Origin of the sequence: Rhodococcus sp. 2G (genome assembly GCF_001886355.1) — a bacterium.
In the GTDB taxonomy this organism is placed as follows: Bacteria; Actinomycetota; Actinomycetes; order Mycobacteriales; family Mycobacteriaceae; genus Rhodococcus; species Rhodococcus pyridinivorans.
In genome coordinates this window covers 1,009,868-1,036,172 of the sequence record NZ_CP018063.1, presented here as the reverse complement: position 1 = coordinate 1,036,172, position 26,305 = coordinate 1,009,868, and the positions used below count along the sequence as shown (strand labels likewise).

Annotated in this window: 19 protein-coding genes and 1 pseudogene; 15 read left to right on the top strand and 5 right to left on the bottom strand. The window is 66.9% G+C overall.

Annotated features, from left to right (window positions below):
* Nucleotides 1-68 precede the first annotated feature (68 nt).
* The 9 genes from BO226_RS26910 (at nucleotide 69) to BO226_RS04790 (ending at nucleotide 9,059) form a co-directional block, all read left to right on the top strand.
* Nucleotides 69-404, top strand: coding sequence for a hypothetical protein (locus BO226_RS26910; RefSeq protein WP_156895116.1), 336 nt, complete (start codon nucleotides 69-71; stop codon nucleotides 402-404).
* Nucleotides 397-4,782, top strand: coding sequence for a hypothetical protein (locus BO226_RS04825; protein ID WP_156895114.1), 4,386 nt, complete (start codon nucleotides 397-399; stop codon nucleotides 4,780-4,782). Before BO226_RS26910 ends, BO226_RS04825 begins: the two co-directional genes overlap by 8 nt.
* Before the next feature lie 9 nt (nucleotides 4,783-4,791).
* The gene (locus BO226_RS04820) at nucleotides 4,792-5,052 is read left to right on the top strand and encodes a hypothetical protein (RefSeq protein WP_071934719.1); all 261 of its coding nucleotides are present in this window, start codon (nucleotides 4,792-4,794) and stop codon (nucleotides 5,050-5,052) included.
* A gap of 90 nt (nucleotides 5,053-5,142) precedes the next feature.
* Nucleotides 5,143-5,781, top strand: coding sequence for a hypothetical protein (locus BO226_RS04815; RefSeq protein WP_156895112.1), 639 nt, complete (start codon nucleotides 5,143-5,145; stop codon nucleotides 5,779-5,781).
* A 2-nt stretch (nucleotides 5,782-5,783) separates the two neighbouring features.
* Nucleotides 5,784-6,011 carry a hypothetical protein gene (locus tag BO226_RS04810; RefSeq protein WP_071934717.1) on the top strand — a complete coding sequence of 76 codons (228 nt, stop codon included), beginning with the start codon at nucleotides 5,784-5,786 and terminating at the stop codon, nucleotides 6,009-6,011.
* On the top strand, nucleotides 6,008-6,784 hold the full coding sequence (locus BO226_RS26905) for a phage minor capsid protein (RefSeq protein ID WP_071934716.1): 777 nt from the start codon (nucleotides 6,008-6,010) through the stop codon (nucleotides 6,782-6,784). The genes BO226_RS04810 and BO226_RS26905 overlap by 4 nt, the downstream gene beginning before the upstream one ends.
* A 15-nt stretch (nucleotides 6,785-6,799) precedes the next feature.
* The gene (locus BO226_RS04800; RefSeq protein ID WP_071934715.1) at nucleotides 6,800-7,258 is read left to right on the top strand and encodes a hypothetical protein; all 459 of its coding nucleotides are present in this window, start codon (nucleotides 6,800-6,802) and stop codon (nucleotides 7,256-7,258) included.
* On the top strand, nucleotides 7,239-8,687 hold the full coding sequence (locus BO226_RS04795; RefSeq protein WP_071934714.1) for a terminase large subunit domain-containing protein: 1,449 nt from the start codon (nucleotides 7,239-7,241) through the stop codon (nucleotides 8,685-8,687). The genes BO226_RS04800 and BO226_RS04795 overlap by 20 nt, the downstream gene beginning before the upstream one ends.
* Before the next feature lie 96 nt (nucleotides 8,688-8,783).
* Nucleotides 8,784-9,059 (top strand): hypothetical protein, encoded by a 276-nt coding sequence (locus BO226_RS04790; protein ID WP_156895110.1) that lies wholly within the window; start codon nucleotides 8,784-8,786, stop codon nucleotides 9,057-9,059.
* A gap of 394 nt (nucleotides 9,060-9,453) precedes the next feature.
* On the opposite strand, the gene BO226_RS04785 is transcribed toward BO226_RS04790, so the two are convergent.
* Nucleotides 9,454-9,678: a DUF3618 domain-containing protein gene (locus BO226_RS04785; RefSeq protein WP_006554762.1), complete on the bottom strand. Its 225-nt coding sequence runs from the start codon at nucleotides 9,676-9,678 to the stop codon at nucleotides 9,454-9,456.
* Between the two features lie 90 nt (nucleotides 9,679-9,768).
* On the opposite strand from BO226_RS04785, the pseudogene bcp reads away from it, so the two are divergent.
* Nucleotides 9,769-10,265 (top strand): annotated as a pseudogene (gene bcp, locus BO226_RS04780) (thioredoxin-dependent thiol peroxidase).
* A gap of 24 nt (nucleotides 10,266-10,289) precedes the next feature.
* On the opposite strand, the gene BO226_RS04775 reads toward bcp, so the two are convergent.
* Nucleotides 10,290-11,660, bottom strand: a complete 1,371-nt coding sequence (locus BO226_RS04775; RefSeq protein ID WP_024100529.1) for a dipeptidase — start codon at nucleotides 11,658-11,660, stop codon at nucleotides 10,290-10,292.
* On the bottom strand, nucleotides 11,657-12,418 hold the full coding sequence (locus BO226_RS04770) for a TetR/AcrR family transcriptional regulator (protein WP_019289000.1): 762 nt from the start codon (nucleotides 12,416-12,418) through the stop codon (nucleotides 11,657-11,659). Before BO226_RS04770 ends, BO226_RS04775 begins: the two co-directional genes overlap by 4 nt.
* An 88-nt stretch (nucleotides 12,419-12,506) precedes the next feature.
* Here BO226_RS04770 and BO226_RS04765 point away from each other — a divergent pair, with 88 nt between their 5' ends.
* From BO226_RS04765 to BO226_RS04755, 3 genes are all read left to right on the top strand, one after another.
* A complete protein-coding gene (locus BO226_RS04765) occupies nucleotides 12,507-13,454 on the top strand; it encodes an ATP-binding cassette domain-containing protein (RefSeq protein WP_019288999.1) in 948 nt (315 codons plus the stop codon).
* Nucleotides 13,451-14,236: an ABC transporter permease gene (locus BO226_RS04760; protein WP_071934712.1), complete on the top strand. Its 786-nt coding sequence runs from the start codon at nucleotides 13,451-13,453 to the stop codon at nucleotides 14,234-14,236. Before BO226_RS04765 ends, BO226_RS04760 begins: the two co-directional genes overlap by 4 nt.
* Nucleotides 14,237-14,315: 79 nt before the next feature.
* Nucleotides 14,316-15,116 (top strand): TetR family transcriptional regulator, encoded by an 801-nt coding sequence (locus BO226_RS04755; protein ID WP_006554758.1) that lies wholly within the window; start codon nucleotides 14,316-14,318, stop codon nucleotides 15,114-15,116.
* Between the two features lie 10 nt (nucleotides 15,117-15,126).
* Here the strand turns inward: BO226_RS04755 and acpS are convergent, their stop codons facing one another.
* Complete coding sequence (gene acpS, locus BO226_RS04750) at nucleotides 15,127-15,534, bottom strand: holo-ACP synthase AcpS (protein WP_019288997.1); 408 nt, start codon at nucleotides 15,532-15,534, stop codon at nucleotides 15,127-15,129.
* 14 nt (nucleotides 15,535-15,548) lie between these two features.
* Complete coding sequence (locus BO226_RS04745) at nucleotides 15,549-24,860, bottom strand: type I polyketide synthase (RefSeq protein ID WP_071934711.1); 9,312 nt, start codon at nucleotides 24,858-24,860, stop codon at nucleotides 15,549-15,551.
* 522 nt (nucleotides 24,861-25,382) lie between these two features.
* On the opposite strand from BO226_RS04745, the gene BO226_RS04740 reads away from it, so the two are divergent.
* Nucleotides 25,383-25,802: an HNH endonuclease signature motif containing protein gene (locus BO226_RS04740; protein ID WP_332260663.1), complete on the top strand. Its 420-nt coding sequence runs from the start codon at nucleotides 25,383-25,385 to the stop codon at nucleotides 25,800-25,802.
* The gene (locus BO226_RS04735; RefSeq protein WP_064257052.1) at nucleotides 25,802-26,293 is read left to right on the top strand and encodes an HNH endonuclease signature motif containing protein; all 492 of its coding nucleotides are present in this window, start codon (nucleotides 25,802-25,804) and stop codon (nucleotides 26,291-26,293) included. The genes BO226_RS04740 and BO226_RS04735 overlap by 1 nt, the downstream gene beginning before the upstream one ends.
* The last annotated feature ends 12 nt before the right edge of the window (nucleotides 26,294-26,305 follow it).

Here is a 26,305-nt window from a genome sequence, read left to right as displayed (position 1 = left end):
AAACCCCGGCAGAAGGCTCCAGGCTCGCCGGGGTTTCGTGTGCCACAACTTAATAGAGGGAGGTCGTCGTGCGCTACGACCCATCAGGTGCCGACCTGGAACGGATGCTGTCCGAATCACCACAGGTCAGAGACTATTTGCTGGAACTTGCTGAACTCGGTGCAGACGACTGGGCTGTCCGTTCGCGGTGGCGTACAGGCTGGAATGCCACCCACGTTTCCGCGTCCGTCGATCGAGGTCCCGATGGTGACTTCGAATCAACGATCTACGCCTCCGGTCACTACGCCCGCTGGAGAGAGCACGGCACCAGATTTAATGCGCCCGAGCGGGTCATGTCTGAGTACCTCCTGAAGATCGACCCCGACGCCACGATCAACCACCCCGGGGGTGGACGCCGTGGCTGAACCCTTCTCCGCAGGTAGCGCATACGCCACGATCAAACCCCAGCTCGCAAAGAATTGGCGGCAGGATCTCAAGGCGCAGGTCGAGGATCCGAAGAACGACCCGAAGGCAACCGTCAAGGTTCAGCCGAAGGTCGGACTGTCACAGCAGTTCCAGCAGGAACTTCGCGCACGAATGGCGAAGATCTCGGCGAACGTCATGGTCAACCCGAAACTGGGGCCTACCACGGCGTTCAAGACCGAGCTTCGGACCGCAATGTCGAAGATCTCGACAACGGTGAAGGTTGACGCGAAACTCGGCTCTACTGCAGAACTCAAGCGAGATCTTCGCACGGCCACCGCGAACCTGCCTGCCCTCAAGGTCGGGGTAGATCTCGACTTCACGCGGGCACGCCAGCAGTTGGCCGCCTTCCGCGCCGCCACCCCCGACCTGCACCTCAACGTCGACCTCGACACCACGGCAGCATCCGCGCACATGGCCGCCCTCATCGCCCAAGCAATGGCGCTACGAGGCGCATTGAATGGCATCGACATTCCCGGTGGTGGCGGACTCAATGGTGTTGCCCGTGGGGCAAGTTCCATCGTCGGCCCTGCCTCCGCAGCAGCGACCGCCCTTGCTGCACTTGCCGCAGTCAACCTCGTGCCCCTGGTGGGCCAGCTTGCCCAGGCCGCCGGCGTCGTATCGCTCATTCCTGCCGGTGCTGCCGCTGCCGCTGCATCGCTGGCAACAGTGGTCATCGGTGGCAACGGTGTCATGGACGCCTTCAAGGCTGCAGGTGAAGCCGCCGTTTCCAGTGGTCAGGCAGCTACGTCTTCGGCGAAACAGCAACGGGCAGCAGCTCGCCAGGTCGAGGACGCTGAACGCGCTGTGGCGGACGCCCGTGAGAACGCGACGTGGACCGCGAAGGATGGCGCCCGCCAGATCGCTTCGGCTGAACGTCAGGTGCAGGATGCGCAGAAGCGATCGCTTGACGCACAGGAGGATCTGACACGTGCCCGTAAGGATGCGCAGCAGCAGATCGAGGATCTGAACTTCGCTCTTAAGGGCAGCGCAATCGACGAAGAGGACGCCCTCATCGCCGTCGAGCGTGCCCGTGAACGACTCCGCGACCTCGGCAAGGATGGTCAGCCCGTATCCGCACTTGATGTGCGTGAAGCACAGAATGGTGTGCAGTCCGCTCTTCGTCGTGTCGACGAGGTCCGCAGGCGGAACAGCGAACTTCAGGCGGAAACGGACGCTGCGAACCGTGCCGGCGTCGAGGGTGCACAGCAGGTTGTGGACGCCCGTGAAGCCGCCCAGGAGGCCGCCCAGGGCGAGATCGACGCGGTAGTGAACCTGAGCGAGACGCGGGCCTCGGTGGCGCGAAACGACGCCCAGGCACAGCGACAGGTCGAGGACGCACTCCGGCGTGTTGCTGACGCCCAGGAAGCCCAAGCGGAAGCGATGACCGCCAGCGCAGGTGGTGTCGACAAGTTCGCAGAAGCGATGGCGAACCTCTCCCCCAACGCCCAAGACTTTGTCACCAAGGTTCGCGCGATGGGCGACGAGTGGCGCAACCTGCGTATCGAAATCCAGGACAACCTGTTTGCAGGTCTCGGCTCGTCCATTCAGGATCTCGGAAACAACTACTTCCCGATCCTGCGTGAAGGGCTCGGCGGTATCGCGACCGAGATCAATGGCGGATTGAAGCGCGCCATCGAGGATTTGAACAGCGAGTCGACCAAGCTGGATTGGTCGAACGTCCTGAACAACACCAAGGATGCGATCGGGCCGTTCATGGACGGCATCTCCTCGCTTGCTGGCGCTCTCACGAACATCGCCTCCATCGGTTCCGACTTCCTCGTCGGTGGCGCCGAATCGTTCTCGGAAACCATGCAGGGTTTCGAGGATTGGACGAACTCCAGCGAAGGCCGCGATCGTATTCGCGACTTCATGGAAAAGTCCATTGATTCCCTGAAGCAGCTTAAAGACCTGTTCATCGAGGTCGGGCGGGTTATCGGCGGCTTGTTCTCCACGTCGGAGGAAAACGGCAAGTCGATGATCCAGTCGATGACCGACAACCTGCGCGAGTTCGCTGACTGGATGGGCACCCCCGAAGGCCAGGCGCGTATGTCTCAGTTCTGGGACGATGCCCAGCAGACCGCCGAGGACATGCTGCGACTCGTTGGTGAAGCCATCAAGCTTGCGGACAAGGTTTCGAAGATCGTCGACTCCAAGTTCGGTTTGACGACCGGTAATCAGGGACTTGTCGACGAGAACGGAAACGCCGTCAACAAGGACGGGGAACGCGTCATTGGTCGCGCTGGAATCTTCCCCGGCATCAAGGCGGATTCGTGGCTCGGTCGTCTCCTCGGTGGCGGCGATGATGGTGGGGAAAGTGCTCCTGACGCCCCGGAGGGGGGTGTTCCGTCCGTAGGCGGCACTCCACTCGACGGCGCCAATCTGCAATCTGCGCTCAAGGATCAGATCGCTGCCGGCAACACCGAAGGCGGTTCGTTCCTCGGTGATCTCGGGGACCCCGAGAAGTGGGGCGAGAAGTGGGACAGCTTTTCCAACACCGTCGCTTCGGGCTGGAACGAGAAGGTCTCTCCGTCCCTCCAGGGCGTCAAAGATAAGGCCGCCGAGATCGGCAAGGGATTCATCGATGATGTGCAGACGAAGGCTGGCAACGCCTGGGCCGGTTTGAAGGATGGTGTGTCTTCGGGGTGGACGTCGATTCAGGGCACATGGCAGACGCTTCGCACTGAAGGACTGGGCGGCCTCGCCAACGACTTCACATCGAAGATCACCAACGGGTCCGTGACCTCGTGGAAGGACCTTCCCGGCGCCATCTCCTCTGGTGTCGGCGACATCGTCGACCGGCAATTCCCGTGGCTCAGCAACGCGCTCGGCACATTGCAAGGCACCTTCCAGAACATCACGGGGTATATCGCCGGATTCTTCGACGGCATGGGGCAGTCCATCGCCGGCGTGTGGGAAGGCGTCGTCCGCAACGTCAAGAACGCGGTCCAGCGCATCGGCGAACTCCTCCAGAAGGTGCCTACCAAGATCGGGCCGATCACTGTCCCTGGTGGTCAGGGAGCCCGCGAACTCGGCGACAAGCTCGTCGGGTGGGCGCAGGCCAACGCTGCAGGCGGGTTCATCACAGGCCCCGGCACCGGCACCTCCGACAGCATCTTGTCGTGGCTGTCCAATGGCGAGTACGTCGTTAAGGCGTCACAGGTCGCGAAGCCTGGCGTGCGGACCATCCTCGAAGCCTTGAACGACGGCTGGGTCCCCGACCTGTCGTATATGCGGTCGATGCTTCCCGCCTTCGCAACCGGTGGTTATGTCGGTGAGGCCGGCGACCGCGCCCTCTCGTTCGCTCGCTCGAAGGCAGGACTTCCGTACGTCTATGGCGGCGCTGGCGGTGACTCGTGGGACTGTTCGGGGTACATGTCCGGCATCCACAACGCCCTCACCGGGCAGTCTGTTCGTTACGTCACGGGCTCCGATTTCGCAGCTCTCGGTTACGAACCGGGATTCGACCCCAACGGGTTCTCCATCGGCACCGATGGTGGAGTCGGTACGGGTGGACACATGGCAGGAACGCTGTTTGGCATCAACGTCGAGAGTGATGGTTCCAACGGCGTGCAGTTCGGTGGAGGCGCAGACGGCGCCCTCGATTTCCCGATGGTGTGGCATCTCCCCCGCCACCTGTGGAATCCGCCGTCGATGGATGATCCCTATTCGGAATCGATCCAGGGCTTGGACTACGGAAACGATGGCGCGTCGGGGCTCGACTACTCCGGGGGTGGCACCACGCCGGCGGCTCCCCAGTTCAGCACCACTCCCCCGCCGACAACCTCGTACAACGGCCCGTCAGGCACGAGTACGACGACCTCCAACCTTCCCGATGCCGGGAAGCTTTCCCCGGCACACGACCCGCAGCAGGTGTTCCGAGCCTCTGCGGATACGTTCCGTGGGAAGCTCCCCGGCATCGCTCAGCAGATGATCAGCGGCTGGCTGCCCGATGGGCTCCTGTCCCCTGGTGGTCTCGTCGGTGGGCTCATGTCCGCAGGCCAGGAACTGTTCAACTGGTACCGCAACCAAGCCGCTGGTGGCACCAACGTGGCAGGTGGCGGCGTTGGCGGGTTCGATCCCGGATCGGTCATCAGCGGGTTCCTCGGGGGAACTGGACCCCAGCCGATCCCCGCCCCGTACAAGGCAGCCCCGCTATCCGCTGTCGATCAGTTCGTGAGAAACGCCCCCGCACCCGCAGCAGCAGGCGTCAGCGCCGGTGGTGACACCTACCAGTTCCATGTCACCAACATCGACGAAGCATTCCGTAAGTACCAGCAGATGCAGTCCCGCAAGGCCGCTGGATTCATGAGCCGCTAGGAGAACCGTATGACCACAGAGTTCGAACTCACCGCCACCGACCTGCAGCGCGCCTCCGCGGCGTTCATCCACTACAGGGAACGCCGCATGGATCAGGTCATCGAGATCCTGGAGGCCGCCGGCGACGCAAAGCGGCCCCTCCAGTTCGTGCTCGCACTGATGTACACGATGAACGAAGTTGCAGCACCCGCATACGACGGCGAAGCGCTCACCCAGACACTTCAGGACTTTGTCCTGTACCTCGCCGCCCAGGAGAAGACCAATGACTGACCCCGATATTGTGTACGACACCGACCCCGAACTTCCCGAGCACGCCGACTACCGGCACCAGCTCGCCACCCTCACCCACTAGGAGAACAGTTGTCCCGTAAAGCTATTCGAGCAGTATTCGAAGAGTACGAGAAGAAGCGCGCATCCGCCGATCAGGCACTCCGAGACAAGCTCATCACCCCCGAAGGTCACCGCCGCGAACTCGAAGGATGGGCGCGCCAGCACAAATGGCACGAGCGCATGGCTGAGATCGAATCCAACTACGAACGGCGACTCGACCAGGCGCAGCAGAAGGCCGCTCAGATCCGGCAGAACTTCACCAAAGCCCCTGCCGGCAACGCGACGGAACAGCTCTTGTTCGAGGTGCGTGCACAACGCCAGTGGGCTCGTGCGCAGCGGCTTCTCGACCAGGCAGACGACGTCAAGGCCATCGGCATCGCGTCCACGATGATCCGCGAAGCAGAAGGCCACGACGCTGTCGCCCTTGCACAGGAACTCGGCGCATATCTCGAAGCCCGCAACCTGCCCCGTGACGGAATCGCCAAGGAGTTCGACGCGAAGATCCCGGGACTGGCCGAGGTCAACGCAGAGATCGAAACCGCGAACGAAGAGTATCTGCAGGTTCACTCTGCAGCCTCAGCTGTACGCGGCGTCATGGAAGGAAAGCAGGGTCGGCACTTCGTCGACATCATGGCCCCGGCTGAAACCAACGAAACCGCAGGAGAATAGCTATGACCTACATTTATCGTCCCGCCCCGGACAACGCATACGCAGAGAACGACTACCAGGCAGCCCTCCGCAACTACGGCAACGCCGTCGGTCGCCTCAAGGAGAAACAGCGATTCCCATTCCGGGACGGTGACCTCGCTACCCTGCAGGCGGACGTCGAGCACTTCAGGGCAATTCTCCTGGACGTTCGCCAGCACGTGACCGTCGCGGGTGGTCACCCCGTCCTGTGAAAAACCTGCTGAAAAAGCTGTGGGCCTGGGTGAACGGTGTAGTCGCCACCGTTCCCCAGCCCTACAGCACCCTCGTCGACGAGATCCGCGACCGGCTCCGCGACACCATCAATACCGGTGCTAACGACCGTGGTTTGACCGAGCAGGAGTACCGCGATGGTCTCGCTCGTGCCGTCCGTGAATACCAGCTGTGGCTTCAGCGTGCTGTCGCGCAGACGAACCGTCGTACCCAGCTCAACACCCGACGTGCGTTCGCCACCCTCCGCGCCGAACTCCACGTCTCGTTCCCCCGCAAGATAGAGACCGACTTCGTCAACAACGTCGTTCAGGTCAACAAGAGACTGAACGACCCACAGCGGGCACAGCGGCTCATCAACCAGCTCGTGCACGGCACCTGGGACCTGTCGACCCCACAGGCCCGCCAAACCGCAGTACGCGTCATCCTCGAACGCGCCGAACGTGAAGGCTTCAACCTCCACGTCCTGGACTCCGCAGGGCGCCGAATCCCCATCGATGTGTGGGTTCGTCGTGCCGTCGATGGTCGCGCCGCCCAGGTTGCGCTCGAAGGCTACCGGCAGCGCGCCAAGACTGAAGGCGTCGACCTCGTCAAGGTTTCGTCACATGACGGATCATGCCCGAAATGCTCACCGTGGCAAGGCAAAACACTGTCTCTCAACGGCACCACCGCTGGCTATCCCACGCTCACACAAGCCCAAGCCGGCGGCCTGTTCCACATCTCCTGCCGCCACGGCCTCACCCCCATAACTCCATAACGCACAGGAGGCGGCATGTCCGACAACCTCCCCGAATGGTCACGCCCGCCCTTCGAACCCGGCAACGATCTCGCGGTCACCCACGGCGCCTACAGTCCCGCACGAGTCGACCCCATCGCCGAAACCAACGTCGCACGGGTCCTCGCAGACCCCGACCTCAACTATCTGGCCGCACCACGATTCCGGCACTCGCTATGGGCATGGGCACGAGCCGAAGCGCAGATCGAACTTCTCGTCGAGTACATCGCCGACTGCGCCTCCAACCTCAGCAACAAGCGCACCAAAGCCGCCTACGACCTCCTCGAACGCGCTGAAACGCGGTCCGACAAACTCCGAACGAAACTCGGACTCGACCCCACCGGTTATGCGCGCCTCATGAAAGACCTCGCAATCGCCCGCAGTGAACTACCCGACCCCGTTCGGCTCATCACTGAGATGGCGGAAAAGGAGCGCAATGACCGCCGTCCTCAATGACCCCGTCTCGTTCGCCCACAACATCCTCGGACGCGAACTGTACGACTACCAGCAGAAAGTTGCGCGTAGCCAAGCACGCACCCGTGTTCTCTGCTGCGGACGCCAGTCCGGCAAATCTGAAGTTCTCGCACTGATCGCTGTGCACGCCGCAACTACCCGGTCCGACCAGGTCATCAGTATCGTGTCCGGAGGCGAGGACGCCGCCGTCAAACTCCTCGCCCGTATCCGAGAGATCGCAGCCGACGCCGGCTACACAGCATCATTCACAGACGACTACAAGAACGTCCTAGCCTTCACCAACGGCAGCCGCATCGAAGCACTCCCACTGTCTGAACGCCAGATCCGAGGTAACACAGTCAACCTCCTCATCATCGACGAGGCGGGCATGGTCTCCGACGCGCTGTGGGACGCCGCATCCGCAACCACCATCGCTGCACAGCCAACAGGACGCACCATCGTCGCCGGCACCCCCTGGGGTGGACGAGACCATTGGTTCCGCAACCTGTGGCAACGAGGCATGGAACAGCCCGACGACGCCGTCGAGTCTTTCCACTGGACCTCATACGACGCACCCCGAGTGGACCGCCAACAGCTCGACGATCGCAAAAAGACCATTCGCAGTGACCAGTTCCGTCGCGAATACATGGCCGAATGGCTCGACGAGTCCGGATCGTTCCTCACCACCGAAGAAATCAACGCCTCCACGCTGCCCTACACGTACACCACCGACGTCACCCCGTGGCCCTACGCCAGCCAACCGCGGGGCGGTCACGTCTACGCCGGCATCGACTGGGGGATGTCTGACTACAACGTCCTAGCGTGCCTCGCCACCCTCGATGACAACGGCGGCCTCAACGACCATCGAGGCAACGATCCGATCTACTTCATCGCCCACCTGGAAGGCCACCAGCGACTGCCGTACCAGGACTTCGTCGATCGCATTTGGAAGGTCGGAACCCACTACCGGTTTCGCCACGTCATGTCCGAAACCAACGGTGTTGGCGAAGCAGCAACGCAGATCCTTGCCTCAACCCGCCAAAAAGTCCTGGACACACTCGAAGGCGCACCCAAGATTCATCGCGTTCACACCAGCTCGGAAAGCAAGACCGACAACTACGGCAAGCTGAAACTTCTCCTTCAACGCCGGCAACTCGTCCTACCTCAACACGCCGAACTCCTGAAGCAGTTGAACAACCTGCAGTATGTCGAGCAGCAGCACGGCAAGCTGAAGATCGAAGTGCCGGCCAACGTCGGGCACGACGACTACACAGACGCTCTCTCGCTCGCAGTCGGGGCCATCACCCGCAAAAGCCGCAAAGTGTGGCGCGACGGCCACAGCAACGCCATCGCCCGCTACTGGCACGACATGCAGATCCACACACTCGACGACGGCACACGCATCCCCCACGAACCCATGACCCTCGACTAACCGACGTACTCACCCAACGAGTACCCCTGCGATCGCAGGAAAAGGTACGCACTATTGCGTACCCCAGCCCCCAAGCAGCGCGCCTACGATCTCTTCATGACACGCAGGAGCATGGACGACCCCGAACTCCAGGCCGCTATCAAGGCCTACGCAAAGCGAGTGGTCGACGAAGCCGCAGACGTTCCCGTACCCGAGGAAGCCATCAAAACCATGAGGGAGGCTGCCCGCAAGGCCGAGGAACACCGCAAGATCCGCGAAGCAGCGCACCGAACCGCCGAAAGCCTCGGTTTCGTCTGGACCGACGAAAAGCGCGACCAAGTCGAAGCAATCATCCGAGCCGGCAAAAGACAACCACCTGCGTCATCAAGGTAGTCGCGTCACGGGCTGTCGGCGGTCTGTCTGTGTTTGTATCACGGTTTGTTGAAACCCCGCGCGTGAACGGTGCTCATCACCGCGCACGCACGTCTTGACCCGTGACACGCTTATGACACGGAAACCCCCTCAAACAGCGGCAGGTATTGGAAAGTCCTGAGAGCGTCTTAGATGCTGTAGGTACAGGTCAAAGTAGGTTTCTCGCCACTGCCTGAAAGCATCGGAAAAGCGTGTCCGCTAACAGCGGGTTCGGGGTTCGAGTCCCTGATGGCGCACAACACGAAGGCCGGACACCGGAAACGGTGTCCGGCCTTCGTCGTTCGCGGCGGTTCGGCCCCGGAACGAGGAACACCCACGCCGGGTCGGCGTGGGTGTTCCTGTGTGCAGCCGGGGATCAGCGCAGGATTCTGCGCAGTACCAGCAATCCGACGACCGTGCCGGCCGCGATCGCCGCGTACTTCTTCACCTGCGGCTGGTTCACCTTCGCGAGGATGGTCTGCTTCGTGCTTGCCACCAGATTCTTCGGGTTGGCGCGGACGCTCAGTTCGTCGAGTGTGCTCGCGAGCTGATTGCGGGCCTTCTCGATCTCCCGCTCGATGTCCTCGGTGTCCCTAGCCACGTGTCCTCCAGAAGGTCGCTGCAGTGTGCTGCGACCAACGGTAATGGACGCGCGCCGGGAATGGCTGCACGGTCCACTACTGTCGCCTCCATGACCGAGAACAGCAGACTCGCCCCCGGTGATCCCGCACCCGATTTCACCCTTCCCGATGCCGACGGCAACGAGGTGTCGCTGTCGGATTATCGCGGACGCAAGGTCATCGTGTACTTCTACCCCGCCGCGAGGTGTACTTCTACCCCGCCGCGAGCACCCCGGGATGCACGAAGCAGGCGTGCGACTTCCGCGACAGTCTCGCCGAGCTGAACGAGGCGGGCCTCGAGGTGATCGGCATCTCGCCCGACAAGCCTGCCAAGCTCGCGAAGTTCCGCGACGCCGAACAGCTGACCTTCCCGCTGCTGTCGGATCCCGAGAAGATCACCCTCCAGGCATGGGGTGCCTTCGGCGAGAAGAAGATGTACGGCAAGACCGTCACCGGCGTCATCCGCTCGACCTTCCTCGTCGACGAGGACGGGAAGATCGAGGTCGCGCAGTACAACGTCCGCGCGACCGGGCACGTGGCGAAGCTGCGCCGCGACCTGTCCGTCTGACGCCCGGGTGCCCGGCCGGCAGCGTTACCGCGGCGCCAGCGAGGTCAGCAGCAGCGCCTCGGCTACGGCGAGATTCTCGATCTCGGTGGGGTCGACGCTCTCGTTCGGCGCGTGGATGACGCAGCGCGGTTCCTCGACGCCGATCAGGGCGATCTCGGCCCGCGGCACGGCGCGGTGCAGCGCGGTGCACAGCGGGATCGATCCGCCCTGCCCGGCGGTCCCGACTTCCCGGCCGTAGGCGGCCTCGAGCGCCGCGCGCAGTGCGGCGTAACCCGGACCGTCCGTCGCCGCCCGGAAGGGTTCGCCGAGGACGTCGCGGTCGATGCGCAGATGCGCTCCCCACGGCACGTGGGCCTCGAGATGGGCAACGAGCGCGTCCTGGGCGGTGCGGGCGTCGATGCCGGGCGGCACACGCAGGTTCAGGCGTGCGGACGCGCGTGGCACGACCGCGGCGGCCGATCCGACCATCGGCGGAGCGTCGATCCCGAGGACGGTCAGTGCCGGTCGCGCCCACACCGCGTCGGCGACGGTTCCGGAGGTGGGGAGCGAGACACCGTCGAGCACGCCCGCGTCGGCGCGGAAACGGTCTTCGGGATAGGGCACACCGTCCCAGGTCGCGGTGCAGTCCAGTCCGTCGACGACGGTGTTGCCGTGCTCGTCGCGCAGGGTGCCGAGCAGATGGATCAGCGCGGCCAGCGCGTCGGGGGCCGCTCCCCCGTACATCCCGGAGTGGATCTCGCCCTTCAGCGTCTCGATGTGGACGTCGACGTTCGCGATGCCCCGCAGCGTCGTGGTGAGGGTGGGCCGGCCCACCTCGGCGTTGCCGCTGTCGCCGATGACGATGAGATCGGCGTCGAACATCTCGGGTCGTTCGGCGACGAGGTGGTCGAGGCCGGCGCCGCCCATCTCCTCCGAGCCCTCGACGACGATGCGGACACCGACGGGCAGTGGGCCGTCCGCACACAGCGCCCGCAGTGCGAGCAGGTGCATGACGACGTTGCCCTTGCAGTCGGCGGCGCCGCGGCCGTACCAGCGGCCGTCCCGTTCGGTGAGCGTGAAGGGCTCGCTGCGCCAGAGTGATTCGTCGCCGGGCGGCTGAACGTCGTAGTGGCTGTAGAGCAGAACCGTCGGGGCGCCGTCGGGGGCGGGCGTGTGTCCGAGTACGGCGAGCGAGCCGTCGGCGGTTTCGATCGTCTCGACGCTCTCGATTCCCGCCTCGGTGAAGGCATCCCGCACCCAGTTCGCTGCACCGACGCATTCCTCCACCGGGAACTGGCGCGGATCCGCGACGGAACGGAACGCGACGAGCCGCGCGAGATCGTCGCGCGCAGCCGGCATCGCCTCCCGGATCCGCTCGCGGATGCGCTGCGTCGCGTCGGTGTCTGTCGCTGTCATGATCCGTCCTCCGCACGTCGGATGAGTACGTCGATTCCGTCCAGCAATCGTTCGAGACCGAAACGGAAGTCCTGCTCGTGCCATACTGCCTCGTCGTCGGCGTCGCTCCCGTCGGGGTCGAACGCGCCGCCCTCGACCGCCGCCAGCACCGAGGGGTACTTCTCGGGATCGAGGATGCGCCGCAACATCGCCGGGGTGTCGGACGGGTCGTCCGCGACATCGGTTCCGAGTTCCCACGAGAAGCGTGCGCGACCGATGGCGTAGAGCGAGATCATCATCACCACCTGCACCTTCGCAGGTTCGTCGAGTGGGGTGGCGGACAGCGCGCCGAGTCCCGCGTCGAGCCAGAGCAGGTTGTTGGGATAGTACGGCGCCGTGCGGATCGGGTACTGCGTCAGCCACTTGTGCGCGCGCAGACTCCGGTACTCGGCCATCGCCCATGCCTCGAGCCGTTCCCGCCAGTCGCCTCCGACCGGTAGCTCGGGGGGCGACCCGATGGCGCGGTCCCACGCGAGTTCGACGAGCTGGTCCTTGTTGCTCACGTAGCGGTACAGCGACATGGTGGTGAAACCCAGTTGCTTGGCCACCCGGCTCATCGAGAGCGCTTCGAGCCCTTCGGCGCCCGCCACCTCGATCGCCGCATCGAGGACTTGTTCGAGCGTGAGTCCCCGTCGCGGGCCCCGGGTGCCGGTATCGCTCAATCCCCATGCCAGCTGCACACTCTGCGGCAGCGGATCGTCGGGCTCGGGACTGCTCATGCTCCTCCAGATTTCGGGTCTTGCCGCCATCCTAAAACTGCGTACGCTATACACATCGGTATATTGCATACACAGTTAGTGAGATGTCATGACTCGTTCCGTTCCCGCCATCGACGTCCGGGGCCTACGCAAGTCGTTCGGCCCGACCACCGTTCTCGACGGCGTCGACCTCCGGGTCGACACCGGATCCGTCTTCGCACTGCTCGGCGCGAACGGCGCCGGCAAGTCCACCACCGTCCGCATCCTGACCACCCTGTTGCGCCCCGACGCGGGCACCGTCACCGTGGCCGGCCTGCCCCTCCCCGGCCGCGCCCACGCCGTGCGCGAGAACATCGCACTCACCGGCCAGTACGCCGCGATCGACGACGTCCTCACCGGCACGGAGAACCTCCGTCTCGCAGCGCGCCTCGCGCACCTACCGTCGGCCGCGATTCCCGGTCGCGTCCGTGACCTGATCGAACGTTTCGACTTCGCGCACGTCGCCGACCGGCGCGCCGGCACGTACTCCGGCGGCACGATGCGACGCCTCGACATCGCCATGAGTCTCGTCGCGTCCCCGCAGGTGTTGTTCCTCGACGAACCCACGACCGGGCTCGACCCGCGCAGCCGCCTCGTGATGTGGGAGGCGATCCGCGAACTCGCCGACGACGGCGTCACCATCTTCCTGACCACCCAATACCTCGAGGAAGCCGACCGACTCGCCGACCGCATCGCCGTCCTCGACGGCGGGCGGATCGTCGCCGAGGGCACACCCGACGAACTCAAGTCGCTTGTGCGCGGCGGCTATCTCGAACTGCGCTTCTCCACCGACGCCGACCTCACCCATGCCGCGTCGGTGCTCGACGGCGAGATCGACCGGGCAGCACTGACACTGCAGGTCCACACCAAGGGCGATCTGCCCCACGTCGCCGCCCTGCTCGACCGCCTCGCCGCCGAGGCGGTCCCCGTCGAGAAGTTCGGGCTGCACTCCCCCACCCTCGACGACGTCTTCCTCACCCTCACCGGCTCCACCGACGAAACAAAGGTCGTCCGATGACACTCCTCGCGCACCCCACCCCGCTCCGCTTCGCCGCGCGCGACCACGCCGCCGTGACCGGCAGGAACCTGCGGCGGATGCTCCGCAGCCCCGACGCGCTGCTGATGGGTCTCGCACTGCCGGTCCTGCTGCTCGTGTTGTTCGTCTACGTCTTCGGTGGCGCGATCGACACCGGCACCGACTATCTCAACTACGTCGTGCCCGGCATCGTGCTGTTGTCGGCGTCCTTCGGGGCGGCACAGACGGCCGTCGCGGTCGCCTCCGACATGCACCGCGGCATCGTCGACCGGTTCAGGTCCATGCCCATCGCCCGCTCCGCCGTGCTCACCGCGCACGTCGTCGCGAGTCTGGTCCGCAATCTCGCCAGCACCGTCATGGTGTTCGTGGTGGCCGCACTCATGGGATTCCGGCCCGACGCCCACCTCGTCGAATGGGTGGCCGCCACCGGTGTCATCGCGTTGTTCGTCCTGGCGATCTCCGCCGTCTCGGCCGCGCTCGGGATGCTCGCGGGCAATGACGAGGCCGCGAGCGGGTTCACCTTCCTCCTGCTCTTCCTCCCCTACGTGAGCAGCGCGTTCGTCCCGCCCGAGACGATGCCCGGATGGCTGCGCGGTTTCGCCGAACACCAGCCGGTCACCCCGGTGATCGAGACCGTCCGGGGACTGCTCACCGGCACCGGGATCGGGTCGTCCGCGATCGTCGCGATCGGGTGGTGCGCGGCGTTCACCGCAATCGGCCTGGTCGCCGCCACAGCACTGTTCCGACAGCGGACCGCACGCTGACCTGTGGCTGCCCGGTTTGTGACACTCTGACTCACAACAAGTATTCGGGAAAGCACGGACGTCCGGCTAGCCTGGGCGCGTGGAGTCAGCAACGAACGGCCGCCGCGCCCCGCGCCGGATCGATCCGGCGCTCGAGGTTCAGGCCGAGCCCCAGGAGCTCGTGCCGCGTCGGCGGCCCACCCAGGAACGGAGCCGCCGCAAGTTCGACGCCCTGTTGGCCGCCTCGCGTGAACTGCTCACCGAGGTCGGCTTCGAGTCGTTCACCTGTGAGGAGGTCGCGTCCCGCGCCGACGTCCCCATCGGCACGCTCTACCAGTTCTTCGCCAACAAGTACGTGATCGTGTGCGAGCTCAACCGGCAGGACCTCGTCGGCGTCCAGAGCGAACTCGCCCAGTTCAACGGCAAGATCCCGTCCGTCGACTGGTTGCGCTTCCTCAACAGCTTCGTCGACCACCTCGCCGGACTGTGGACCACCGATCCGTCCCGCCGCGAGGTGTGGCTCGCGATGCAGTCCACCCCGTCCACCCGGGCCACCGGCGCCATCCACGAACGCGAGTTCGCCGAGCAGGTCGCGCGGATGCTGGCACCGCTCACCCCGGACACCCCGCGACCGCGCCGGAAGCTCATGGCCGAGGTGCTCGTCCACATCGTGTACTCGATGCTCAACTTCTCGGTGCAGGACGACCAGACCCACGCCGACGCCGTCGTCGAACTCAAGCGCATCATGGTCGCCTACCTGCAGATCGCCGAACAGGACTCACGCGCTCAGGCCAAGCGACGCCAACGCCGCGAGGAACGCGAGGAATCCGCACGCGGACAGGCCGGCCGGCAGGACACCGAAACGGATCAGGCCGAGGAAGCCAGCGCTCCCTCGGCCTGAGTCCCCACATCTACGTACGCCGGCCGTCGACCTCGTCGAGGACGACGAACGCGCCGGCCATGTCACCGTCGTGGGTCAACGACACATGGATCCGGACGCCGGTCAGCTTCTCGGCGACCTGCCGGTGCAGCCGGATGCTCGGGCGACCCCACGCGTCCGAGACCACTTCGATCTGCTGATGGATCGTCTCCGGTAGCACCGGTGGGCTGCCGAACAGCGACGCCGACCACGCCTTGATCACCGCCTCCTTCGCCGCCCACCGGGCGGCGAAGTGCCGGGCGGGATCGGAGCTGCGGGTGTTCGCGTCGCGACGCTCACCCGGTGTGAAGTTCGCCAGCATCGTCGTTCCCGTCCGACTCAGCTGTTCCGCGAACTCCGGAACCGACACGAGGTCGAACCCGACACCCGCAACTCCCATCCCGAGACCCGTGCCTACTTGCAGCCGGGCAGACCGGAGCGGTACACGTCGTCCTCACCGAGGCGAGCCTCCGGCGAGAGCAGCATGTCCGCCTCGAGCTGACGCGTGGCCGAAGCCGGCACGTGATCGTCACCGAGACGACGATCCGCGGGCCGCTGGTAGAGCGACGCTCCACCGGTCATCGCGTCCACCAGGCGACGCTTGCCGGCGACGGTGCGCTCGGCCGCCTTCGTCAGGTAGACCTCCCGGCGCTCCGCCGGGATCGCCTCGACGAACGCCTGCGGATGGACCACCGCGATCAGACCCGACACGTGCCCGAAGCCGAGGCTCGTGAGCAGACCCGCCTTGAGCGGGAGCTGCTCGCCGAACCGGATCGGCGTGCGCGGCCACACCAGGTGCTCGAACTCCGCCATCTTCTCGTCGACACAGTCGAGGCTGCGGTTCGGCGGAACCACACCCTGCGCGAGGACCTGGCACAGGCCGATCAGCTGGAAGGCGGCGGCGCCACCCTTGGCGTGACCGGTCAGCGACTTCTGCGAGACCACGAACATCGGGTTGCCCTCGCTGCGGCCCAGCGCACCGGCCAGACGCTCGTGCAGCTCGGCCTCGTTCGGGTCGTTCGCGGCGGTCGAGGTGTCGTGCTTGGAAATCACCGCGATGTCGTCGGCCGTGAGACCGAGCTTGCGCAGTTCCTTCGCCAGACCCGACTCGCGTCCACCGCGACCCGCACCGAGCGCACCGATGCCGGGCGCCGGGATCGAGGTGTGCACACCGTCGGCGAACGATCCGGCCCAGGCGACCACACCGAGCACCGGCAGGCCCATCTCGAGCGCGACATCGCCGCGGGCGAGCAGGATCGTGCCGCCACCGGCCGACTCGACGAATCCACCGCGACGACGGTCGTTGGCGCGGGAGAAGCGACGATCGCTGATGCCCTTGGCCTGCATGTCCTCCGACTTGGCGGTCGCGGACATGTCACCGAAGCCGACGATGCCCTCGATACCGAGATCGTCGAAACCACCGGCGACGACCAGGTCGGCCTTGCCGAGCTTGATCTTGTCCACGCCCTCCTCGACGGAGACCGCAGCCGTGGCGCACGCCGCGACCGGGTGCACCATCGCGCCGTAGCCACCGACGTACGACTGGACGACGTGCGCGGCGATGACGTTCGGCAGGGCCTCCTGCAGGATGTCGTTCGCCCGCGACTCGCCGAGCAACGTGTCGATGTACAGCGACCGCATCGAGGACATGCCACCCATGCCGGTGCCCTGCGTGTTGGCGACCATCGACGGGTGCACCCAGCGCAGCAGCTCGGACGGGGTGAAGCCACCGGTGAGGAAGGCATCGACCGTGGTGACGATGTTCCACAGACCCACCCGGTCCACCGAGTCCGCCATGTCGGCGGGGATGCCCCACTTGGTGACGTCGAAGCCGGTCGGGATCTGGCCACCGACCGTGCGGGTCAGCTTCGCCTTGCGCGGCACGCGGATCTCGGTGCCTGCCTTGCGGGTGACCGTCCAGTCGCCCGACTCGGCGTCGACCGACGCGACCGTGTTCTCCGGATCGGAGTCGACGAACGCGCGGGCCTCGGCCTCGGAACCGACGACGAAGGACAGGTCCTTGTCGAGGAAGACCGAGGTCAGCAGCGGAGCCGTGTTGTCGATCATCGCACCGTCGTCGCCGTAGCGGCGGATGCCGCAACGCTCGACCACCGCGTCGTGGTAGCGGTCGGCAATCTCCGCCTCGGGCACCAGCTCACCGGTCTCGGTGTCGTAGAAGCCCGGCTTGGGATCGTTCTCCCAGCCGATCAGGCCCGTGACCCACGCCAGCTCGAGCACACCGGCGGCCGACAGTTCCTCGTCGACCTCCATCTCGAAGCGGGTGCGAGCGGAGCCGTAGGGGCCGAGCTCGCCGGCACCGACGATGACGACCGTGTCGGCGAGGTCGGCGGTGACCGTGCCCCACTCGGGGGTCGGCAGCTCCTCGGCGCGCGGAGGCTCGGGCAGCGCCGCGATGGTCGCGGTGCCGTCCTCGTCGGCCTCGACGGCGTCGGCCGCCTCCTGCGCCTGCTTCGCGAGCGCCGGCAGGTCGACGTCCACCTCGGACAGTCCACCGGTCAGGTCCGCGACGAGCGGAGCCTCGGCAGCGAGACGCGTGGCCTCCGGTCCGACCAGCTTCAGCAGCTCGTCGGCCATCTCGTCCGTCGACCAGGTGCGGACACCGGCAGCCTCGACAGCCTCGACCAGCGGGTCGTTGCCGCCCATCAGGCCCGTGCCGCGCACCCAGCCGATGAGGGCGTGGGCGAGGGTGACGCGCTCGGCCCAGGTGCGCTCGGCGCTCCAGCGGTTGATGACCGCGTCGAGTGCGGCCTTGGCCTCACCGTAGGCACCGTCGCCACCGAACTTGCCGCGGTTCGGCGAACCGGGCAGCACGACGTGCAGGTGGGTGTCGACGTCGCGGTCGTACCCGATCTTCGACAGTCCGGCGATCAGTCGCTCGACCGACCACAGCAGCACCCGCATCTCCATCTCGGCCCGCGCACCGGCGTCGGCGAGCGAGCCCGCCACGCGCGGCGCGGCGAACGGGAAGAGCAGCGTCGGGGTGAGCGCGTCCTTGATGAGCTTCTTCGCACCACCGGCGACCTCGACGGTCTCGGTGCCGATCCACTCGATCAGGGCGTCGACGTCGCTGTAGGACGCCATGTTCGCGGGAACCACCCACAGCGCGGCGCCGGCACGAGCGTTGCGTGCGTACAGCTCCTTGTAGAAGCCCAGGCGGCTGTCGTTCAGCGAGGACGTGGTGACGACGACCGTCGCACCGCCGGCGAGCAGCTTCGCGGCGACGGCTGCGCCGATACCGCCCTTGCTGGCGCCGGTGACCACGGCGACCTCGTCCGCGTACTCGGCACCCTCGGTGATGACGGCGGTCTCGGCGATCGCGGCGTAGGTCTGCGCGAGCTCCGTACGGCCGGCCTCGGTGGCCTTGCGGCCCCAGAACTCGGCGTGCGCAGCCACGGTCCGACCCGCACCGATGAAGCGTTCGACGTCGAAGCTGTTCGAATCCCCCGTCGCTCCGCTCGCCCCTTCCCCGAGCCAGACGCGGGCCAGGTCCTCACGGGCGGTGGCCCAGCGGTCGTCGATCAGGACGGCCTTGCGCTCGTCGAAGGCCGGAGCGACCAGACGCGGCCAGTCGGAGCCGAGCTCCGCGGAGACCAGGTCGACGAGTTCGTCGTCGGCCTTGTCGGCCAGGCCCGAGACCTGCTCGGTGTGGCCGAGCTGCTCGAGCACGAGACGTGCGGCACTGGCGAGAACCCCGTCGCGGCCGGTGATCTGCTCGGCGAACTCGCCGAGGGCAGCGGCGTCGACCGTCGCTCCCCCGCCGCCACCGGCGGACGGCATCGACACGGCGATTCCGCGACGCGAGGCCACCGACTGCACGGCGGCGTCGATCAGCTTGTCGACCGAAGCGGCATCCGCGAGGGCACCATCGGTCAGGCCCCCCAGGTCGCCGCCGCGGACGGACGAACCGTCGCGGCTGCCGAGAGCAGCTTCGGCGGTGACGTGCGACGCCCAGCCCTCGCCCAGACCCCACACCTTGGCGACGCGGTCGGCGACGTAGGCGGGACGCTTGCCCGACGGACCGAACACCTTGCGCAGGTGATCGTTGATCGAGTCCGACAGCACCGGGCCGAAGGGGCGGTAGGTGCGGGCGAGACGGTCGACCGTGCCGGCGAGGGCACCCATGTCGGCGTCGGCGGCACCGTCGATCGCGCCGAGCGAGAGCTCGGAACCGAGGTCGACGAGCAGCTGGTTGCGACGCGAGGACACGCCGTCGCACAGCGCCTCGATCGTGTCGGCGGGGCCGATCTGATCCGGGCGCAGCTTCGTCCACAGGGCGATGAGCACCTTGGTGGCGTCGGCGGCCTTGAACGCGATGTCGTCCGGGGTCGGGCCACCGGCCGGCGCAGCGGGAGCCGCGGCGGGTGTCGGGGCCGCAGCAGCGGCGGGAGCGGACTCGGCAGCCGGTGCGACCGGCTCGTCGTCCTCGACCGGAGCGGGATCGGTGTCGGTCGAGTACACGATCGACGCCTCGCGCTCGATGTTGAGCACCTCGACGGGCTGACCGAAACGACCGGGCAGCTTCAGCGTCTGCGACGCGAGGTTCGCGACGGTGGGCGCGCCACCGAGGCCTACCTCGACGAACCGCTCGACACCGAGACCACCGTCGGTCTCGTCGGCGAACAGCAGATCCTGGGTCTCGATCCAGCGCACCGGCGACGCGAACTGCCAGGCCAGCAACTCGGCGAGCACCACGCGGGTGAGCTCGACCGGCTTGGCCGACCAGCTGTCGAAGTCCGCGAGGACGTCGGCGAGCGGCTGCGACGGCACCAGGTCGGCGATCTCCTGGATGAACTCGCGACCCAGGTTGAACGGCTTGGGCACGAGGTTCGGGATGTACCGGCCGATGAGGATGTTCGGGTCGATCTCCTGCGGCAGCAGGGCGAGCAGACGTTCACGGAAGTCGTCGACACCGCCGCGCAGCACGGTCGAGTGGAACGGCACATCGATGCCCGGGACGAGGATGAACGCGCGCTTGCCACCGAACTCGGCGACCTTGCGCTCGATCACGGATTCGAGGGCTTCGAGGCCGGCGACCGTGCCGGCGATCGCGTACTGCGATCCGCGCAGGTTGAGGTTGACGATCTCGAGGAATTCCCCGGTCTCCTCGGCGACACCGGCGACGAAGGCCTGCAGGTCGGCATCGTCCACACCGAACTGCGACGGCCGGATCGCGGCCATGCGGTAGTTCGAGCGGCCCTGCTCGTCGCGCGGCACGAGAGCGTGCATCGCGGAGCCACGCTGGAAGACGACCTCGAGGACGGCCTCGAGCGGCAGCACACCGGCGACGGCGGCGAGCGCGTTGTACTCGCCCACCGAGTGACCGGCCAGGAAGGCGTCGTCGACGAACGCGCCGGCCTCCTTCAGCTCGGCGATCTGCGCGACACCGAGGGTCGCCATCGCGACCTGCGTGAACTGGGTCAGGTGCAGCACGCCGTCGGGATGCTTGTGGGTGACACCGCGGGCCTTGAGGACCGTCGGGTTGTCGCGGACCACGGCCAGGATCGAGAAGCCGAGGGCCTCGCGGGTGTGCTTGTCGGCGCGCTCCCAGATCTCGCGGGCGGCCTTCGAGCGGGCACGGGCGTCGAGGCCCATGCCGGGACGCTGGATGCCCTGGCCCGGGAACGCGTAGACGGTCTTCGGCGCGGCGATACGGCCGGTCGCGACCATCACCAGATCACCGTCGACGCGGCAGCCGACCTCGACGACCTCGGCACCACCGTCGGTGGCGATGCGGTCGACGCGCACGTCGATCTTCGCGCCCGGACGGACCATGCCCAGGAAGCGGGTGGTCCATGCCGTCAGGCGACGGACCGGCAGCTTCGCGTCCTGCTCGATCGCGGTGACGACCTGCTGGGCCGCGGCCGACAGCCACATGCCGTGGACGATCGGGCTTCCGAGACCGGCGAGCAGCGCGGCGTTGTCGGAGGTGTGGATCGGGTTGTGATCGCCGGAGACCTTCGCGAAGGCGCTCATGTCGGTCGGCGCGACGATCACGGCATCGCGGCGGCGACGACGCGGCGTGTCGGTGACGGCCTCGGTGAGAGCACCACCGGCGCGAACCGGATCGGCGAGATCGGCGGTGCCGGTGCGGCCTCGGATCGCGAACCGCTCGGCCAGGGTGGCGACCACCCGGTCGCCCGAGCCGTCACCGCTGTCGGCGGTGATGACCACGTCGACCTCGGCGACGCGACCCAGGTCGGTGTCGGAGACACCGGTGACCTCGGCCTTGACGCCCAGGAAGGCGGGATCGGTGGGCAGACCGTTCTTGACGTCGATCGCGTGGTCCAGGTGGACCAGGTCGAGCATGCCCTCGATGACCGACAGGTCGGTCTCGGTGCGGGCGGCGCCCAGCGCGGCGAAGACGGCCGGCCAGCAGGCACCCACGAGCACGTCGGGCACACCGTTGCCGCTCGGCGTCAGGGTGGCGGGCAGACCCGAACCGGTGACACCGGCGTGGTCGGCGATCTTCTCCGGCAGCCAGCCGAGAGTGATACGGGCAGCGCCCTTCCTGACCTCGGGCAGTTCCTGACCGGCGGCGACACCGAGCAGAGCGGACATCGACGCATCGGCGTCGGCCTCGGTGACGACAGGCGCGCCACCGGAGACGACCGAGGCGGGCACGGTCAGGCGGATCTCGACGGCCTTGTCGCGCACCAGCGGAACCCGCAGGCCGACGTGCTCGTCGTCGAGGATCGTCAGGGTCGCACCCGTCGGGGCGTGCGAGGCAGCGGTCTCCGACTCGACGGTCCACTCGTCCAGATCACCGAGACGGTGGATCGGGTTGCGGGTCTGGCGACCCGCCCACGAGACGTCCGGCGAGGACAGCACGGCGTCGAGCAGACCCGGCGCGATGTCGCGGTGACGACGCGCGGCGAGCTCCACCGGCTCCGCGCCCTCGGCGACGAGCTCGTCGGCCGTGGCCTTCTCGAAACGGTCGAGGAGTTCACCGACCGGCTCGTCGACACGGGTGATGCCGGCAACGGCGACGGTGCCGGGGATCACGCACACCTGGTCGGCGGAGTAACGCGGATCGTGGGCCTGCCACAGCGAATCCGAACGCCACCAGCGACGCACGTCCTGGTCGACGACCGGAACGAAGTTGACGGGCTTGCCGGGGGTGCGGCACAGCGACACGAAGAACGGCACGTCTGCGGGATGCAGCACGACGTCACCCGCGTCGGGATACTGCGCGAGCAGCGACTTGATCGCGGCGTACGGGCGCTCGAGCACCGCGTCGTCGTCGAACAACGTCGGGATCGGGCCCCGGCAGACGGGATGCAGGCGGGCCTCGGCGCGCTGCAGCATGTCGCGGAAACGCTCACGCCACGACACGTCCAGCCACGGGCTGGTGTGCGCCTCGGCGAGGACGTCCGCCAGATCGGTGCCGCAGTCGAACTCGGCACCGTTGTCCGCGCCGACCGCCAGCTCGAGGTAGCGCTCGAGCCACTGCAGGTAGGTCATGGTGTCGAGGTCGCCGAAGTACGGCTTCGCCGTTCCGTTCAGCGCATCGACGATCTCGGCTCGGCGCGCGGCCACGGCGTCGGCATCACCGGCGACCTCGTCGAGGAGGCGACCCGTGCGCGATGCGGCGTTGTCGATCTCGTGGATGTCGGCGCCGAGCTGGCTGCGACCGGAGGCCATACCGCCGGTCGCGGTGCCGGCGGCGACCCAGTCGGGGGTGCCGGGGGTGTCGACGAGCAGCTGCTTGACCTCGGGAGCCGTGGTGGCCTCGAGAGTCGCCATCGCGGCGGTGCCGACGAGGATGCCGTCGAGCGGCATGGCCGGGAAGCCGTAGACGGTCGACCAGCGACCGGTCAGGTACTCGGCAGCCTTCTCCGGCGTGCCGATCCCACCGCCGACGCACAGCACCAGGTTCGGGCGCGTGCGCAGCTCGGCGTAGGTGTCGAGGAGCAGATCGTCGAGGTCCTCCCACGAATGGTGACCACCGGCGCGGCCGCCCTCGATGTGGGCGATGACCGGATAGTCCGGGACCTCGTTGGCGATACGGATCACCGAACGGATCTGCGCCACCGTGCCCGGCTTGAAGGCGACGTGCTCGATGCCGGCCTCACGCAGGTCGGAGATGATCTGCACGGCCTCGTCGAGCTCCGGGATACCGGCGGTGACGACGACACCGTCGAAGGGCGCACCGGCCGCGCGGGCCTTGGGTACGAGGCGCTTGCCGCCCACGTGCAGCTTCCACAGGTAGGGGTCCAGGAACATCGAGTTGAACTGGACGGCGCGGCCCGGCTCGAGCAGCTCGGTGAGCTCGGCGACGTGGTCGGCGAAGATCTGCTCGGTGACCTGACCGCCGCCGGCGAGCTCGGCCCAGTGACCGGCGTTCGCGGCCGCGGCGACGATCTTCGGATCGACGGTCGTGGGGGTCATGCCCGCGAGCAGGATCGGCGAGCGGCCCGTCAGGCGGGTGAAGGCCGTCTCGACGGCGATGCGGCCGTCGGGCAGCGCGACCGGCTTCGGAGCGAACTCCGACCAGGCACGCGGAACCTCGGGCTCGGCGCCCGGGGTGAGGAGGTTGCGCTGACCGCCGCGGGTCGCGGCGGCGATGATGCCGACGCCCTGACCGCGCAGGCCCGAGCTGGTCATGCGGGTGAGGAGCTCGCCCGGACCGAGGTCGAGGATCCACGAGGCACCGGACGCGACGGCGGAGTCGACCTGCTCGACCCAGTCGATCGGGGCGACGAGGATGGCCTGCGCGAGGCTGCGCGCGAGCTCGGAGTCGAGCTCGCAGCGGGCGGCCCAGTCGGCGACCTGCTCCACGGCATCCGCGAAGGCGGGGTGATGGAAGCCGACCTCGGCCGCGACGGGCTCGAAGGTCGGGGAGAACACGGCGCCACCGCGCTTCTTGGCCTCGCGCTCACGGGTCTCCGCGGCGGAGATCTGCTCGCAGCGTTGCTGCACGCGCTCGAGAGCGGCGGGCGGGCCCGACAGCACGACGCGACGACGGGCGTTGCGGATCGCGACGACGGCGCTGCGCTCGGGGTCCTGGCCCTCGAAGACCTCGGCGACGATCGCGCGCAGGCGCTCGGGGTCGACGTTGGCGACGGCGAGCATCGGGTACTTGCCGGCGCCGGAGATCAGGCCGCGGCGGCGACCGACGAGGGTCGCGGCGGCACCGATGAGCTGGGCGATCGCGAGGATTTCGGCGTCCTTGCGGCCGGCGGCGGCGACGGACTCGACGGCGAGGACGCCCTGCGAGTGGCCGATAACCGCGCTCGGTGCGACGGAGTCGACGTCGAGGCCCTGGTTCGCGAGCGCGCGCAGCGCGGCGACCTGGGTGAGGAAGACGCCGGGCAGCGACACGGCGGCAGAGGTGAGAGCTGCTTCGGAGGGGCCGGCGGGCGCGTCGTCCTCGTCGGCGAGTTCGGCCTCGAGGATCCACGCGACGGGGTCGAAGCCCGTCGGGCGGACCACGACGAGGTCGCTCGCGACCGGGGCGAGGTGCGCGGTGGCGCGGTTGACCAGGTCGGTGAGGACCGGTTCGAGTCCGTTGTCGCGGCTGAGCTCCTCGAGCGAGGTGAGCCAGGGAGCGCCCTGGCCGCCGAAGGCGAGCGCGTAGGGCTCACCCGCGAGGAGCTTGTCGACCAGGGCACGGGCCGGAGCGGCTGCCGTGGACCGATCGGTGGTGCGTCGTGATGCCTTCGAGTTCCGTCCGTTGTCGCCTGGTGTGGTCTCGTCGATCGTCACGCGTGTGGTTCCTCTCCTGAACACCCCGGCGTCGAGGCTTCGTGTGTCAGCGCTGCGCGCCGGTGTGCTGCTGGACTAGTGGTCCGCTGTTCGGGCACGCCCAGGTTCGCACAGAATCATGAGGGGTTCCTCATGTTTTGTTTCGCACAGTTTGCCCGACACCCCTCCAGCCAGTGATTTCGCTCACAAGTCGGGGCAAAAGTAACCGGTCGGTAACCCGAGTCATTCCTGGCTACGTCGATGTGTGGACGTCCATGAACCCGAGGAATCCCTCACGTTTTTCGTTATCAAATCGTTACCTATTGACGGGCGTCGCGGATCGTGCATCGCAAGATCGAAAACGTGTCGGCGCCCGCGGTTAGCCTTCGGCCGGATCGAACAGACATTCGAGAGGGGGGCGAGATGGGGAAGCGGATCGAGTACACGAGGGAACTGCTGGAGGAAGCAGTGACCGCGTCGATCAGTACTGCAGGTGTTCTCCGCTACTTGGGGCTTCGAGCAGGCGGAGGTAGTTACGTCGTCGTGAAACGACGGATCGAGGCCTACGGAATCGACACATCACATTTCCGGGGCATGGCCCACCAGAAGGGACGACCGGCCCGGAACCGGCTGCACTGGTCGGACGTGCTCACGGTCGCACCGGCCGGCTCGAACCGGAAGGAGACCAGAGCGCTCAGGCGCGCACTCCTCGAACACGGTCGTGCACACGAGTGCGAGATGTGCGGCATCGGACCGGAGTGGCTCGAATCTCCGCTCGCGCTCCACATCGATCACGTCGACGGCAATCCGAACGACTCCCGCCCGCACAACCTTCGCTTCCTGTGCCCGAATTGCCACAGTCAGACGCCGACCTGGGCGGGCAGGAACGCACGTCGCGTTCTCGGCGAGCCCCCCGAGCGGACTCCCGGCCGGATCGGAGCGGAACCCGAAGAGGCGGCATGATGACGCGACCGGTCAAGTACACCGAAGAGATGCTGCAGGAAGCGGTTCGGAACTGCGTCAACTTCGCCGAGGTCATGCGGTACTTCGGCCTCAAACCCAATGGCGGGCACCACACGCATCTGAGCCGCCGGATCCGCGCCCTCGGCATCGACACGTCCCACTTCACCGGACGGCCCAGGACGACCGAGCGCAGACCGTACGTCCGTCACGAGTGGCAGGACCTCCTCATCGAGAAACCGCGCGGATCCAGACGCACGAAACCGGATCAGCTCCGACGGGCGCTCGTCGAGTACGGACGCCCCTACCGGTGCAGCCGATGCGGCACCGAGCCCGAGTGGAACGGGAGACCGCTCACCTTGCACGTCGACCACATCGACGGAAACCCTAACGACTCCCGCCCGGAGAACCTCCGCTTCCTGTGCCCCAACTGCCACAGTCAGACGCCCACCTGGGCCGGACGAAACGTACAACTCCGTATGGCGCCGGAGTGACGGCCATGCCGT